Source organism: Komagataeibacter xylinus (assembly GCF_004302915.1).
In the GTDB taxonomy this organism is placed as follows: domain Bacteria; phylum Pseudomonadota; class Alphaproteobacteria; order Acetobacterales; family Acetobacteraceae; genus Komagataeibacter; species Komagataeibacter xylinus_C.
The window spans coordinates 1-14,375 of the sequence record NZ_QQBI01000051.1 but is presented as its reverse complement, the minus strand read 5'-3'; the positions used below and the strand labels follow the sequence as shown (position 1 = coordinate 14,375).

Annotated in this window: 12 protein-coding genes and 2 pseudogenes; 10 read left to right on the top strand and 4 right to left on the bottom strand. The window is 53.8% G+C overall.

The window, feature by feature from the left end; all coding sequences use genetic code 11:
* Positions 1 to 311: 311 nt before the first annotated feature.
* The 4 genes from DV027_RS16005 (at position 312) to DV027_RS15995 (ending at position 6,022) form a co-directional block, all read left to right on the top strand.
* The gene (locus DV027_RS16005; protein ID WP_010516787.1) at positions 312 to 1,766 is read left to right on the top strand and encodes a SulP family inorganic anion transporter; all 1,455 of its coding nucleotides are present in this window, start codon (positions 312 to 314) and stop codon (positions 1,764 to 1,766) included.
* Positions 1,767 to 2,378: 612 nt separating this feature from the next.
* Complete coding sequence (locus tag DV027_RS17950) at positions 2,379 to 3,680, top strand: TonB-dependent receptor (protein WP_242621967.1); 1,302 nt, start codon at positions 2,379 to 2,381, stop codon at positions 3,678 to 3,680.
* A complete protein-coding gene (locus tag DV027_RS17945) occupies positions 3,643 to 4,722 on the top strand; it encodes a TonB-dependent receptor (RefSeq protein ID WP_342633715.1) in 1,080 nt (359 codons plus the stop codon). Before DV027_RS17950 ends, DV027_RS17945 begins: the two co-directional genes overlap by 38 nt.
* A 4-nt stretch (positions 4,723 to 4,726) precedes the next feature.
* Complete coding sequence (locus tag DV027_RS15995) at positions 4,727 to 6,022, top strand: MFS transporter (protein WP_010516780.1); 1,296 nt, start codon at positions 4,727 to 4,729, stop codon at positions 6,020 to 6,022.
* On the opposite strand, the gene DV027_RS15990 is transcribed toward DV027_RS15995, so the two are convergent.
* Positions 5,997 to 7,115: a Gfo/Idh/MocA family protein gene (locus tag DV027_RS15990; protein ID WP_207303524.1), complete on the bottom strand. Its 1,119-nt coding sequence runs from the start codon at positions 7,113 to 7,115 to the stop codon at positions 5,997 to 5,999. The two genes, DV027_RS15995 and DV027_RS15990, sit on opposite strands and share 26 nt — an antisense overlap.
* A gap of 78 nt (positions 7,116 to 7,193) precedes the next feature.
* On the opposite strand from DV027_RS15990, the gene DV027_RS15985 reads away from it, so the two are divergent.
* Both DV027_RS15985 and mgrA read left to right on the top strand, forming a co-directional pair.
* Entirely contained in the window at positions 7,194 to 8,282 is a 1,089-nt protein-coding gene (locus DV027_RS15985; RefSeq protein ID WP_010516776.1) for an LLM class flavin-dependent oxidoreductase, read from the top strand.
* 43 nt (positions 8,283 to 8,325) lie between these two features.
* A complete protein-coding gene (gene mgrA / locus DV027_RS15980) occupies positions 8,326 to 9,348 on the top strand; it encodes an L-glyceraldehyde 3-phosphate reductase (RefSeq protein ID WP_130732869.1) in 1,023 nt (340 codons plus the stop codon).
* A 75-nt stretch (positions 9,349 to 9,423) separates the two neighbouring features.
* Here mgrA and DV027_RS15975 read toward each other — a convergent pair whose 3' ends face one another.
* Both DV027_RS15975 and DV027_RS15970 read right to left on the bottom strand, forming a co-directional pair.
* Positions 9,424 to 9,855, bottom strand: coding sequence for a LysR substrate-binding domain-containing protein (locus tag DV027_RS15975; protein WP_010516772.1), 432 nt, complete (start codon positions 9,853 to 9,855; stop codon positions 9,424 to 9,426).
* A 41-nt stretch (positions 9,856 to 9,896) separates the two neighbouring features.
* Positions 9,897 to 10,289: pseudogene (locus tag DV027_RS15970) on the bottom strand (integrase core domain-containing protein); the annotation flags it as partial.
* A 77-nt stretch (positions 10,290 to 10,366) separates the two neighbouring features.
* Between DV027_RS15970 and DV027_RS15965 the strand changes: the two are divergent.
* Positions 10,367 to 11,398, top strand: a complete 1,032-nt coding sequence (locus DV027_RS15965) for an IS110 family RNA-guided transposase (RefSeq protein ID WP_130732868.1) — start codon at positions 10,367 to 10,369, stop codon at positions 11,396 to 11,398.
* A gap of 86 nt (positions 11,399 to 11,484) precedes the next feature.
* On the opposite strand, the pseudogene DV027_RS15960 reads toward DV027_RS15965, so the two are convergent.
* A pseudogene (locus DV027_RS15960) lies at positions 11,485 to 12,434 on the bottom strand (transposase).
* Here DV027_RS15960 and DV027_RS15955 point away from each other — a divergent pair.
* The 3 genes from DV027_RS15955 (at position 12,400) to DV027_RS15945 (ending at position 14,357) form a co-directional block, all read left to right on the top strand.
* Positions 12,400 to 13,188 carry a type ISP restriction/modification enzyme gene (locus tag DV027_RS15955; RefSeq protein WP_242621966.1) on the top strand — a complete coding sequence of 263 codons (789 nt, stop codon included), beginning with the start codon at positions 12,400 to 12,402 and terminating at the stop codon, positions 13,186 to 13,188. The pseudogene DV027_RS15960 and the gene DV027_RS15955 sit on opposite strands and share 35 nt — an antisense overlap.
* A 110-nt stretch (positions 13,189 to 13,298) precedes the next feature.
* Complete coding sequence (locus DV027_RS15950) at positions 13,299 to 14,021, top strand: hypothetical protein (RefSeq protein WP_233066078.1); 723 nt, start codon at positions 13,299 to 13,301, stop codon at positions 14,019 to 14,021.
* A complete protein-coding gene (locus DV027_RS15945) occupies positions 14,022 to 14,357 on the top strand; it encodes a hypothetical protein (RefSeq protein ID WP_242621965.1) in 336 nt (111 codons plus the stop codon).
* Positions 14,358 to 14,375 lie beyond the last annotated feature (18 nt).

Sequence of the window (14,375 nt, the reverse complement as noted above, 5' to 3'; positions counted from 1 at the left end):
TGTCGTCCCGCCATCGTTCTGCTCCCGTCAGTGCGACAGGAATATCATATAATGATGCTTATTTCAGTTCCAGGTGACTAGTCAGTCCTCCCAAGACGATAATGCCGCAGCAGCAGTCAACGTTGTGTTGGCTGGTCTGTCTTCTCGGGTTGTCCTCATGTGGGTGTTTCACAAGAGGTTCCCGACCATAAGGTGGGTTGCATCGCCCTCACGACCTGACTACCCTGCAAGCACCATTGCCGCGTCGGGCCACAATACGACGACACCTTATTGAGCGTGCTTACTACCTAGAGAGGTTTCGAAAAAACGCCATGAACTTTGCGACTTATCGGTCGCAGTGGGCTTATAACCCGCTGCGCGAGGTGCTGGCCGGAATGGTCGGCACCTTCGCCCTCATTCCCGAGGTCATTGCTTTCTCCTACGTTGCCGGCGTCTCTCCCGCCGTCTCCCTTTTCGCGTCATTTGTCATTAGCGTCGCCATTTCCATCACCGGTGGCCGCCCGGGAATGATCTCAGGGGCGGCGGGTTCCGTGGCCCTCGTAGCTGCGGCCCTCGTGCATAGCTACGGGCTTCAATACCTTCTCGTCGCGACATTACTGGCGGGCGGACTACAGATCATTTTCGGTGCGCTTGGCTTTCAGGTCATTATGCGCTTCGTATCGGCTGAGGTCCGCACCGGCTTTGTGAATGCTCTCGCGATCCTGATCTTTTCGGCACAGTTACCACAAATGCTTCATGTGACGTGGCACACGTATGCACTGATTGCCCTTGGGCTTGCTATCATCTATCTCATGCCACGGATATCAAACCTGATACCGTCGCCCCTGATCTGTATCGTAGTTCTGACAGGCATCACGATGTGGTATCCAATGCCGGTGCACACTGTCTCTGATCTGGGCACGCTGCCGACAGGCCTTCCTGCTTTTACGATCCCCCACGTACCATTCAATCTGGCCACACTGAAAATTGTGTTTCCCTATGCCCTTGCGATGGCATCTGTGGGTCTCCTTGAATCTCTCATGACAGCAGGTGTCGTGGATGATGAGACCGACACGCACGGTGATCCCAGAATGGAATGCGTAGGTCTTGGTGTTTCGAATGTGTTTGTAGGACTGTTCGGCGGCATCGCCGGGTGCGGTATGGTAGGCCAGACAGTCGGCAATCTTCGGTACGGCGGTCAAGGACGTCTGTCGACCTTTACTGCCGGCGCTTTCCTGCTGTTTCTGATGGTCATGCTGCATACTTATGTCGCCCGCATTCCAATGGCTGCTCTTGTCGCCATTATGTGCATGGTCTCAATCAGCACATTCTCGTGGTCGTCCCTGCGTGATCTTGCGCGTTTTCCAAAGCTCTCAAGCCTCGTCATGGTCGTAACCGTTGCCGTGACTGTCGCATCCTCGGATCTGGCTCTAGGTGTGCTTGTCGGTGTTCTGCTCAGTGGTGTGTTCTTTGCCTGGTCTGTGACGCATTTGATGCACGTCAAAAAGATCAGAGAAGAGGGTACGGATATCTACGAGGTTGAGGGACAGGTTTTCTTTGCTTCGTCTGACCTTCTTCACGATCAGATCGACTTCAGGACCAATGCGCGCCGGGTCGTCATCAGGCTGAACAACGCCCATTTCTGGGACGTGACCTCGGTGGCTATGATCGAGAAGATCGTATCCAAACTCAAGGCTCGCGACATTGAAGTTGAAATCGAGGGCTTGCATGCGCTCCGGCATGGCATCGTCATGCGGTTGACCAGTGAAAAGCTCCTGACCACCTGATAAACTTCTAGCATTACTTTGGCAGAATGCGTTGCGGGGTCTGGAGTAGAAGGTTCCGCTACTTCTGCGATGACGTCTTCAATCCGTTGTTCAAGTTCGCTGGCCCGGAAGGCATCACTCTCCTCCAACTCGTTGGTATAGAGATCATGCGCGCGCTGACGTTTTCATTCGTGTCTACGTCAAGAACATATGAGAAATACGTGAAATAGGCGGCCATCGGGACAACCTCTGCGTAAAGAATAAGCCCCGAACACGTCAGGGCTTTCGCTAGAGACATGACAGAAATTACGCTTCTGGTCTCAGACACGCTCCATGATCTGCCGGGTCTTACCTTCCTGGTCGAAGCGCATTGCCCTGATTGCTCTTGGTTCGGACGAACGACGCGATGCCCTGAACGAAGTCAAACACGCTTTCCGGCGGGTTCAGGGCAACGCACTGGACGTTTCCGGCAAGTGAGTCGTCCTCGGCCTGGGTCGTCGTCTGTGCTTGATGAAGCAGACACTCGTGGAATTGATAAAATCACGCTAACAACTATCATATGATGTGCAATATTCTATTGACTGCGTTTTTATGAGCATATAAATATTTCACCTGAAACAACAGGCATTAAAAGTGAAATATCTATCCGACAGTTTAGATTCATGCGTTCGCCGCCATACTCAGCACTCATGCCAATTCTTACTGGCGATGAGCGTCGTATGTTTTAGCCTATCGACTACTCAGGTTTTTGCAGCAGAAAATGAGGCCTCCATAAAGCCTCTTTCTTCTTCAGATAAAAGCCTAAATCCAGAAAAATCAGCAGTTTCCAGAGGCGATGAGCAGATTACAGTCACTGTCCGACGTCGCAGCGAACCCCTGCAGAAGGTGCCTGTTGCTACCTCCGTTTTCACATCCAAAGAAGCCGCACGGAACAATGTGCATGATCTTCAGGGTATCTTCCAGTTCATTCCGTCGGCAAATTTTCGAACCAGCGCATCTTCGAAAGATAGAACTGTTTTCGTTCGTGGAATAGGTACTATTTCCACATCTCCGGGCGTAGAACCTTCCGTCTCGACCGTGGTGGATGGTGTTGTTCTGGCGCGGTCGGGGCAGGCAACTGCGGACCTTCTCGATCTTGACCACATTGAGGTTCTGCGCGGTCCACAAGGTACATTGTTCGGCAAGAATGCTTCAGCCGGTGCAGTTAACATTGTCATCTCAGCACCGACAGAAGCCTTTCATGCTCATGCAGATGCGTCTTACTTTTCGGGAGATGAATACCGCCTGAGCGCAGGAGCATCAGGAACACTTGTTCCGTCAAAACTGACGGCTAATGCCTCTTTCCTGGTCGGCGGTTATACCGGCAACGTCCGTAACCTCCGCACCAGCGAAACTGTCAACGGCTATCAGCATCGTGGTGCCAGAACCAAGTTTGCGTGGACACCAGACGGTCAGACACGCGTCACACTAGGTCTGGATTACATGTACTCCAACGATGCTGTGCCTAATGGGGTATTTTCTTCTACCTCCCACGTTACCTACCCAACCGGGATTGTGACTGGAAATTCGGCTCTCGCTCAGGCTCTGACATCAGAAGGCATTCACCCTTCTTCCAATAATACGCGTGTCAGCAACAATACCCTCAGCAAATCAATTGATCATAACGGCGGCGCGTCCATCACACTTGATCGGAAATTTGGCGGTTATACCCTGACCTCCATTTCTGCGTATCGACGCTGGCAAAACACACAGGATCAGGATTACGACCAACTCTCGCAGGCCTATGCTTCCCTTCCACAGTTGGCAGATCATGGGTGGCTTGATTTCTGGCAGGCTTCGCAGGAGGTTCGTATTGCCTCCCCGAAAGGCCATTTTTTCGATTACGTAGCAGGCCTGTATTATCTTCCTTCATACGTCCGATTCAGAGACGTATGATCGCTCACTGCAACCTTATGGTGAGCCGGCATCTTCCGGTCATGCGCATTTCGGGACAACAGGAAACAACTACGCAGCCTTCGCAGAGGGCAACCTTAATTTCACAAAGAATTTTCGGGCTATCCTCGGTCTTCGCCTTCTGAGAGACGACCTCGATTATCGCTTCGCACGAACATCAACGTCCGCAGCAGCTGTCACCGGCATACGCCCTGATTATGCGTCCAAAGGTTCCACAGCTCATAACGGATATGTCGACCGGCTCGGCCTGCAATATGACATCAGTCGTGACATTCATGCCTATTTTACTTATTCCCACGGCTATAAGGGGCCAGCCTACAATGTGTTCTTCAATATGCAGAACACCGATGCAAAAGCTTTACGTCCAGAACAGAACAACAGCTTCGAACTCGGCCTGAAATCACAATTCCTGCATCGCCGGATCACCGCCAATTTTGCAGCTTTTATTGAGGACTTTTCAAACTATCAGGCCAATTTCCTCGACACTGTTTCCGGGGCCACCGTTACCCGCCTTATCAACGCCGGAACAGTCTCAAGCAAGGGTGTGGAAGGCGACATCACTGCACGCCCCTTCCGTTATCTGACTGTCGGTGGCAATTTCGCCTATACTTACGCGACGGTTGATCATTTCAACTGCCCCGCAGGTGCACCGCTGTCCTGCAATGTGAACGGCCAGCCTCTGCCTTTCGCGCCACGGTGGAAATTTGTTCTGAACGCGGACTACACCCGGCCATTAAATGATCGTTTCACGCTCTCGCTTGACAGCGATTATACATGGCAGAGTCGCACCCAGTATTCTCTGACGGAAACACCCGACACCATTCAGAAGGCTTATGGAATCTGGAATTTGAGTACCACCATTGAGGACACAAAACACCATCTCCGCCTCACTCTGGTCATGCGCAACGCGATCAACACACATTACTCATCTTATATGAGTTATGGGAGCCTTGGCGGCGTCACAAATTGGCTCCCACGGGATTACGGTCGTTATGGTGGCTTCACCCTACACAAGGATTTCTGAGCCGATGAATATACGGCTCTCCAGTGCAGAAAAGGCCGATAAAAAGACGGAAACAGCCACCTTGAAAAGACAGTCCATTCTGATGCCGTCTCTCCTGTTCATGATCGGTATCATCGCCTACGCAGATCGCCAGATCATTGCTTTGCTCAAGCCGGAACTCGATCGCACTTTCGGCTGGACAGCCACCGACTACGCGTCAATCTCTTCCTGGTCTCAGGCCGCAATTGCGATCAGTCTTCTGACCAGCGGCTGGCTTGTCGATCGCCTGGGGTTAAAAAAGACCCTTGGTGCAGGGCTGACAGGGTGGAGCATCGCCACCATCCTCCACGCTGCCGTCCGGACCATACCCGGCTTTGTGGCTGTTCGGGTGGCCTTGGGGTTCTTCGAAGGTGTCGGAACCCCCGCCAGCATGAAAGCTATCAGAACTACGTTCGCTCGCGATGCTCAGGGCCGCATCATCGGCCTACTCAACGCAGCACCCAACCTCGCAGCAATGGCGACCCCACTGATGGTGGCCTTTCTGTTTCCCCTGGTAGGATGGCGGGGCACCATTGTCACAGTTGGCGCGTCAGGTCTGGTCTGTGCTGTTTTGTGGTTCCGTTTTGCCCTGCCAGGACAATTCGAAACGACCACTGCGCCAGACCATGATACAGCGCACTCCGGACTGCCCGTCTGGCGTTCTGTCACAGGCTTCGCTTTGGGAAAATTACTGACCGACCCGGTCTGGTGGTTTCTGCTGTTCTGGTTGCCAGACCTGCTCCACCGACGCTTTGAACTAGGTCCGTCGTCCATGGGCTTTCCGCTGGCCATCGCATATGGAATGGCCGGCATAGGCTCCATTCTCGGCGGTTACGCACCTTTTTTGCTGATGCGCGCCGGACTGACACACGAAACATCCCGACGAGTCATCATGGCTCTTGCAGCACTCTGCGTGCTGCCACTTCCTCTCCTTCTAACGACATCAAGCCTCACTTTCGGTGTTATCATATGCGGGCTAACACTTGCCGCACATCAGGCGTTCGCCACCAACCTGTTCGGCTTCATTACGGAGTGGGCGCCTGCCCGCATCACAGGTCGCGCAACCGGAGTTGGAGCTTTCGCCGGAAACATCAGCGGGGCGCTTATGCTTCATCTTGTGGGACGTTTCGCTGCCCCAAGCCATTCATTGCTTCCGGTTTTCAGTTATTGCGCAGTTGCCTACATTCTAGGGTGGTTGTCTCTGGCCCTCTTTGCTCCAGTCCGGCAGTTGTTATCCAAACCAAAAACTTCGGAACTTAACCTTCCAGTTCCGACAACCTGACCACCCTCTTTTCCCGAGCACTGATCTCAGCCGCAGTGCCAATCTTTACAGCCAGAAGACCATCCTCAGCAGTTACCTGAACTGGCGCACGTCCTGCGGCGGCCTCCAGAAAGGCAAGTAGCTGATAGTAGGTAGCACCATGGTGGTGGCCCGCGGCCAACACATCCTCGCGCACTTCAATCACCTCACGCGTGACGGCTTTCGGCTCACCGACAGGAACGCGCGGTGACAAAATCTTGATGCCGGAAGGGATACCGACTTCCAGTTTTGCCCGATCACCAATTGCAACAAGTTGCTCCTGCTCCTCGGCTCCTTCTGCAAACATGCACAAATCCAGCATGGCTCGCACGCCGTTATCGAAATCGACGATCGTATAACTATTGTCGATAATGTCAGGCACCTGCCCGTCATAGTTTTCGTCCAGATGATTGACGTCCGCAGCCCCGGAACAAAAAACCCTGACAGGGCTGGCTTGAACAATGCACGTCATCAGGTCAAAGAAATGACAGCATTTCTCAACCATTGTCCCGCCTGTGTTATGGTTGAAGCGATTCCAGTCGCCCACTTTCCTCAGAAACGGGAAACGATGCTCATGCAGCGCCAACCGACGCAAGATGCCGGTTTTTCCCTCATGGACATCCGAAATGAACCGTGAGACGGGAGGCATGAACCGATACTCCATACCAACCCAGAAAATCCCTTTGCGACCTTTTGTCCGCGCCACGATATCTGTCGCATCGGGGATGGTTGTGCAGAGTGGTTTCTCACACAGAATATGGAGATCTGTCTCAAGCAGTGGTAAAATTACGTCGTGATGCGTATAATTCGGGGACGCCACAATCACCGCGTCAGCTTCAGTCGTTGCCAGCATGGACGGTACATCAGCATAAGCCGGAATATCAGCTGCTTTTTCACCAAAACTGTTCCGCAGGCTTTCTCTGGCCCATGTGATGGAACACGGTTCAGGGTCAACAAGCGCAACGACGCGCGCTCCGGGTACAAGGGCCAGATTACGGATATGTTCCTGAGCCATGAGCCCGGTACCAACGAGGATGAAGCGCATTATCCCACACTTAATTGTTGTTACGATCATGATACACGATATACAGCATTATCAAAAAGTGGTAAATTGTCATATAACATTATTTTTAGTGAATAAGGATTTCCTTGAATGCAGGCCACCCCGGACCCAAACCCATCGAGTGAAGTGAGTTGGTTTTCCGCCCTGTGTGATGATGACTACGAGTTTCTCGGCGTTCCAGACGCAGCACTCCAATCCTCATGGGAGCATTGCCGAAATATCGTGCTCGGCGCTGAGAAAGGAGGCTTTGACCGCATTCTGCTTCCGTCTGGATATAGTCTTGGATTGGACACGATCGCTTTCGCCGGTGGCATGGCCCCCATACTGCGACGCCTGAAACTTCTGACAGCCATTCGCTGCGGAGAAGTTTGGCCGCCTCAGCAAGCAAGACAAATCGCCACTCTCGACCAGATGGCTGAAGGTCGGCTTGACATCAATATCATCTCGTCTGATCTGCCTGGAGAAACGCTGGAAAGTGCGCCACGCTACAGACGTACGCTCGAATACATGCACATTCTACGAGCGCTCTTGAACGGTCAGTCCGTCAACGCTGACGGAGAGTTCTACAAATTCTCGGTCGCTCCGCCTCGCCTGCAAGGCTATGGCGGGAAGTCACCTCTGTTCTATTTTGGCGGCCTCTCCGATGCGGCGCGTGAGACAGCGGCGGCAGCAGCGGATGTGTATCTGATGTGGCCTGATACACTAGAAGGGGTTCGAAACGTTGTCACTGACATGCGCGCCCGTGCGGCACGGCACGGGCGTAAGCTGAAATTCGGCTACCGTGTCCATATCATCGTCCGGGATACCGAAGCCGAAGCCCGCACAGCAGCGACCCGACTTGTTTCCCACCTGGATACTTCTACCGGAGCCAGCATCCGAAACCGCTCGTTGGATGCCATCACTGCTGGCGTTCTCCGTCAAGGCGAGCTTCGGGATCGTGCCGATAGCGAAGGTTATGTGGAAGACATTCTATGGACAGGCGTTGGCCGAGCACGCTCCGGGTGTGGCGCAGCCCTGGTAGGCACCCCTGACCAGATTCTTGCCAAGCTACGCGTCTATCAGGATCTAGGGATGGAAGCCTTCATTCTGTCAGGATACCCACATCAGAGTGAATGCGACCTCTTCGCCAGGCACGTCTTGCCACATCTAAACCATGCTCCATTATCCCGGTTCGACTGAAACCAGCATAACGCATCCCGACACGGGTAAAAAGGAAAGCCCCATGACCTGGACACCAGATCCCTCCCGTTATGAAACAGCGACCTTCCGTCGCTGTGGCCGATCTGGCCTTGACCTGCCGCCCATTTCCCTTGGTCTTTGGCACAACTTTGGGGGTGTCGACGTATTTGAGACGGGGCGCGCCGTGATCAGGCGCGCTTTTGATCGCGGCGTTACTCACTTCGATCTGGCCAACAACTATGGACCGCCGTATGGCTCTGCCGAGGAGAATTTTGGCACGATCCTGAAAAAGGATTTTGCGGCTCACCGTGATGAAATGATCATTTCATCAAAAGCTGGGTGGGATATGTGGCCCGGTCCTTACGGAAATGGTGGATCACGCAAATACCTGCTGGCTTCGCTCGACCAAAGCCTTCAAAGAATGGAGCTTGATTACGTCGATATTTTCTACTCGCATCGCCCGACACCGGATGTGCCGCTGGAAGAAACGATGGGGGCTCTGGTGCAGATGCATCGGCAGGGTAAGGCGCTCTATGTCGGTATTTCGTCCTATGGACCGGAGCGAACAAAACAGGCAGCGGCCATTCTGAAATCTGAAGGTGTGCCGCTACTCATTCACCAACCATCTTATTCCATGCTCAACCGCTGGGTTGAAGTCGAGCTCCTTGATACACTTGAGAAACTTGGTGTGGGTTGTATCGCCTTTTCTCCTTTGGCGCAGGGACTTTTGACGAATAAGTACCTCAATGGCACCCCCGAGAATTCACGCGCAGCGGTAGGCGATTCTTTTGCCAAGACAATGCTCTCGGAAGAAAATATCGCGCACGTCCGTTCTTTGAATAATATCGCCCAAAAACGCGGGCAGTCTCTCGCGCAAATGGCCATTGCCTGGATTCTGCGTGACGCCCGAGTGACATCGGCACTCATTGGTGCGCGTAATGTCCAGCAATTGGACGACTCACTGGATGCCCTAAAAAATCTGTCCTTTAGCTCCGAAGAGCTAAAGCTGATCGACCAATATGCCCGCGAAGGGCATATCGACCTATGGCGCAATCTTTCTGAATGAATCTTGCTTTTCCTGACAGGGCCCTACGTTCGTAGGGTTCGGTACCACAAACCCATTGAGAGGGAATACTTGTATTTAGCCGGAAGAATAGCGGAGCTTCTCGACCAGAAGAGATAAAGCTGGTGCATGCTTCCGGCTCGGATAATACAAGTGATAGCCTGGAAACGTTGGGCACCAGTCTTCCAGAACTCGCACCAACCTCTTTGACTTGATATACGGCAGCACTGTGTCCTCAGGAAGATAGGCAATCCCCAGCCCATCAAGCGCGGATTTCACCCGCAGGGCCAGATTGTTGAATACAAGTTGGCCTTCAACCCGCACATTCACGTCCTGCCCGTCCTTTTCCAGATCCCACGGAAAAATACCCCCGTAAGTCGGCAGCCGGACATTAATGCAATTATGCTCCATCAGGTCGTGAGGTGATTGTGGCAAAGGGTGTTGCTTGAAGTATTTTGGGGATGCAACAACAGCCATCCGCATATCCGGGCCAATCCGCACCGCGATCATATGGTAATCCCCCCATTTTTAGTGGGGCATTGAATGAGAATTCAGGCAGCTGTTTTTAGTTTCTGGGCGGGGGTTAGCCCGCTGTTCCCCATGTTGGGTCTGTCATGGTTATATGTCCAGAGCCATTGTGTTGCGACCTCCTGCACGTCCTGAATGCTTTCAAACAAATACTGCTCCAGCCATTCCTGCCGGACAGTTCTGTTGTAGCGTTCAATATAGGCGTTCTGCTGCGGATTACCCGGTTGCGTATAGATCAGGGTAATCCCCTGTTTTTCGGCCCATGAAACCAACGTATGACTGACATATTCAGGGCCATTATCCATTCGGATGGCTTCTGGCCTGCCACGCCACTCCATAACCTGTTCCAGACAGCGGACAACCCGACAGGCTGGCAGGGAAAAATCAACCTCGATCGCCAGTCCTTCACGATTGAAGATGGGGTGGACGGCCTCCATGCGGCATCAATGTGCCATGCTGGGGTCGGAATGACCATTCAGAGGAGACCGCCCGGATGAAAATTACCATGATCGGCCTGGATATCGCCAAGTCCGTTTTTCAGGCGCACGGCACAGATGCAAATGGAAAATGTCTTCTCAAGCGAAAGCTCGGGCGCAGTGAGGTTGCCTCATTCTTCGGGAAACTCGAGCGGTGTCAGGTCGTGCTCGAAGCTTGCGGCACATCGCATCATTGGGCGCGCGTCATCCGCGATGCGGGTCATGACGTGAAACTTATTCCGCCGGACATGGTCAAGCCGTTCGTCAAACGTGGCAAGAAAAACGACGCTGTTGACGCCGCAGCCATTTGTCTTGCGGCACTCCATCCCGACACGCGCTTCGTCCCGATCAAAAACGAAGAACAGCAAAGCCTGCTCTCGTTACACTCAACGCGCACACTATTGGTCAAACAGCAGACGATGCTGGTCAATGCGTTGCGCGCGCTTGCAGCGGAATTCGGCTTGATCGTGCCGTTGGGAAACAGTCGCCTGCCCGATCTTCTGGCGAAAATCGAGACATCACCCGATTTGCCCGACGTCATGAAACAGACCGTCATTTTGCTCTTCGAACAATACGGAAAGTTGAGTGAAAGCATCGGATGCCTGGAAAGGCGAATCCAGGAGCACGCCAGGCAGGACGAAGATGCCCGTCGTCTTTTGACAATACCCGGCATCGGCCCGATGACCGCGTCCTTGATCGTGGCATCTGTCACGGATATCGACACTTTCGAAAGTGCGCGGCACTTCGCGGCCTGGCTTGGACTTGTGCCGCGGCAGCACTCGTCCGGCGGAAAGGTCCGGCTGGGCAGGATTACGAAAACGGGCAACCGGGAAATAAGGAAGCTGCTCGTTCTGGGGGCGACATCCATGTCCTTCCGCGCGCAGAAATGGACAAGCGCCGCAGGGGCATGGCTTTGCAAGCTTCTGGAGCGTCGCCCAACACGTCTTGCAACCGTCGCACTTGCCAACAAACTGGCCCGGATCGTCTGGGCTCTCCTGTCGCGCAAAGAGATCTATCGTCCGGCCGGCCGCAATGTCGCTGTAATCTGACATGCGCTGCCAAGACGATGGATGCCGGGGTTCGCCCCGGTAGGTCCGGCAGAATGCACTGACCAGCGTGATGGGAAGACTGTAATTCAGGAACAGTTCAGGCGATACCGTTGGATGACATGTGCCATCGAGCACGTTTTCAAGATTGGTGCCTGACACGCAAGCGCACACCCATAATGGCCAGCGAAAAACGTCGCACAAACAGGCCGGACATAAGGGCGCACCTGACCGGATCCCCGCATCCTGCGAGCAGCGATGCATTCCACCGAGAAAACAAGATTTAGAGAAACGCAGAGAGATAACAAATGTGATCCATTGCATCGAACCGGCCGTCCACATAAGTCATCCAGAATGTTCAGGAGCCGAAAAGCACGTCCATCCATCAGCCTGTCCGCCATAAAATCCATGGACCAGACCCTGTTGGGAAGGGCCGGAACCGACAGCTTTTCAGGCTTTTCGCGAACCAGACGCCTGCGGGGTTTAATCCGCAGGTTGAGTTCCAGTTCCCGATAGATCCGATAAACCCGCTTATGATTCCAGAGCTGTCCCTGCACATTGCGCAGATACAGGAAACACAGACCAAATCCCCATCTCCTGTGAGCCTGGGTCAGTCCCACAAGAAGATCGGCAATCCTGTCGTTCTCCGCTGCCAGTCGCGGACGATAGCGAAAGCAGGTCTCGGATATCCCAAAAATCCGACAGGCCAGCGCAATGCTGACCCCATGATGCGCCACAGCCTGTGCGGCCAGTTCCCGGCGCTGGGCTGGCCGCTTCATTTTTTTCCAAGGGCTTCCTTCAGGATATCCGTCTGCATGCTCAAATCCGCATACATGCGCTTCAGCCGACGGTTCTCCTCTTCCAGAGCCTTCATCTGACTGATCATCGAAGCATCCATGCCGCCATATTTCGCGCGCCACCGGTAAAACGTGGCGTTGCTGATCCCATGCTCCCGGCACAGGTCAGGAACCGAAACACCGCCCTCAGCCTGGCGGATCACACCCATGATCTGTGCGTCAGTAAAGCGATCACTCTTCATCAGAATCTCCTCAATTCTTACGCTGAGAAAATTCTCATTCAAAAGCCACTCTTTTTATGGGGGGATTACCGATATACAAGGAAATTTCTTTGAACAAACACCTTCTCAACCACGTCTTGTACGACGCGAAGCCATCACCGATGAGGGATTAAAGCACTTTCAGAATGTCTATCCGGGCAAGGAAATCAGCAAGGCAGACTTGTTCTATTATGTCTATGGCCTTCTGCATTCGCCCGAATACCGGGAACGCTACGCAGATACCTTGCGAAAGGAACTGCCCCGCATTCCCCGCATGAAGACATATGAAGCCTTCAAAGCCTTCTCGGATGCTGGTCGCAGGTTGGGCGAAATGCACGTAAATTTTGATAGCCAGCCCATCTATGAAGGCGTGGAGATTGACTACGGCAAAGGATCACTGTCACCTGACAACTATCGGGTGACACAGATGAAATACGGCAAGGGCAAGAACAAAACCATCCTGCATTACAATGACCGCATCACTATCACAGGTATCCCTCTGGAAGCCTACGACTACGTGGTGAACGGCAAGCCTGCCCTCGACTGGGTCGTAGAACGTCAATGCGTGAAGACCGACAAGGCCAGCGGTATCGTCAATGATGCCAATAACTGGGCCATCGAAACCATGAACGACCCCCGCTATCCGCTGGACCTGTTCCTGCGTGTCATCACGATCAGCCTGGAAACCATGAAGATTGTGAAGAACCTTCCAGCCCTGGAAATTCTGGACAACTGACAGGCTGCTAACAGGTCATGAAAGCATGACGTTAAACGCCATACCTTTACGAACTTATCGGACTTGACAGATTTATCGAAAATGAGGAGGATAACGGCAGGAGATACGCCATGCCCCGAGCAACTGCATCCTCTTTCACCACAAAATCGCGCCGTCTTGCGGCGAAAACGCGTAGCGGCGCTGTGGTTCTCAGCGCACGCGGCGTGCAACCCGTTTCCATTCCTGTCGGACGCACTGCGCTGACATCTGTCGCCAGACAGGTGGGAACAGCACGCTCTGTAATCGAAAATCTCGGCCACGCGCTGGCGGAGACCCGGAAAACAGGACGTGGCGTCCGCTTTTCAGTCGAAGTCACGCCCGAAGGTACAGTCCGGATTGTGCATCCTCCAGAGAATCAGGACATTGCAGGCACACAGGCGGCGGAGCGCACGTCCGGTAGCGGTCTGGCGCGCGCGAAGGCGCGTGGCGAGGCGCTGGCCGCCAGCATTCTTGCCCATGAGGATATGGTGACGGCGGAAGAACTGGCGCGGCGCATGGGAACAACCCGTGTCACGGTGAATGCCCGTCGGCACGCTCGCCAACTGATCGGCCTCGAAGGCCCGACACGCGGTTATCGTTACCCGGCCTGGCAACTCGATCGCGACGGTCGTCCGTTCGCTATCATCCCGAACCTGTTTACCGCGCTTGGCGACAGTCCGTGGACCATTTACCGGTTCCTCACCCAAAAGCACCCTGAACTCGAAGGACGGACTGCAATCGCGGCCTTGGAGAAAGGAGAAGATAAACGCGTCCTCTCGGTCGCGGCCAGTATCGCCGAGGGCACCTTCGCGTAAATGTCGTCCGCAAGCCTACCCCCCAGCAACTTCGACCAAGCTGACCTCGTTGTGACAACAGTACCAGCCGGTACCCGCTATGGGCGCATCCTGTTGCGGCGGTTTTCGGACACTCTGGGTTTCGGCAAGAACGAGAGCCGGTTCAGCGATCCTAGGGATCTGCCGCCACCTGAGCGGTTTGGGGTTCTTTATGTCGGCAGCACCCTGAAAGTTTGTTTCGTGGAAGCCATCCTGCGCGACAGTCGTGATGGCGTAATCGGAGAGCTTCTGCTCGCCGAGCGTAAGCTCCCGGCGACTGACGCCTTGCTGAATACTTCTGGCCTGGTTCAGCTATGAAGCATGAACGATTTAAGA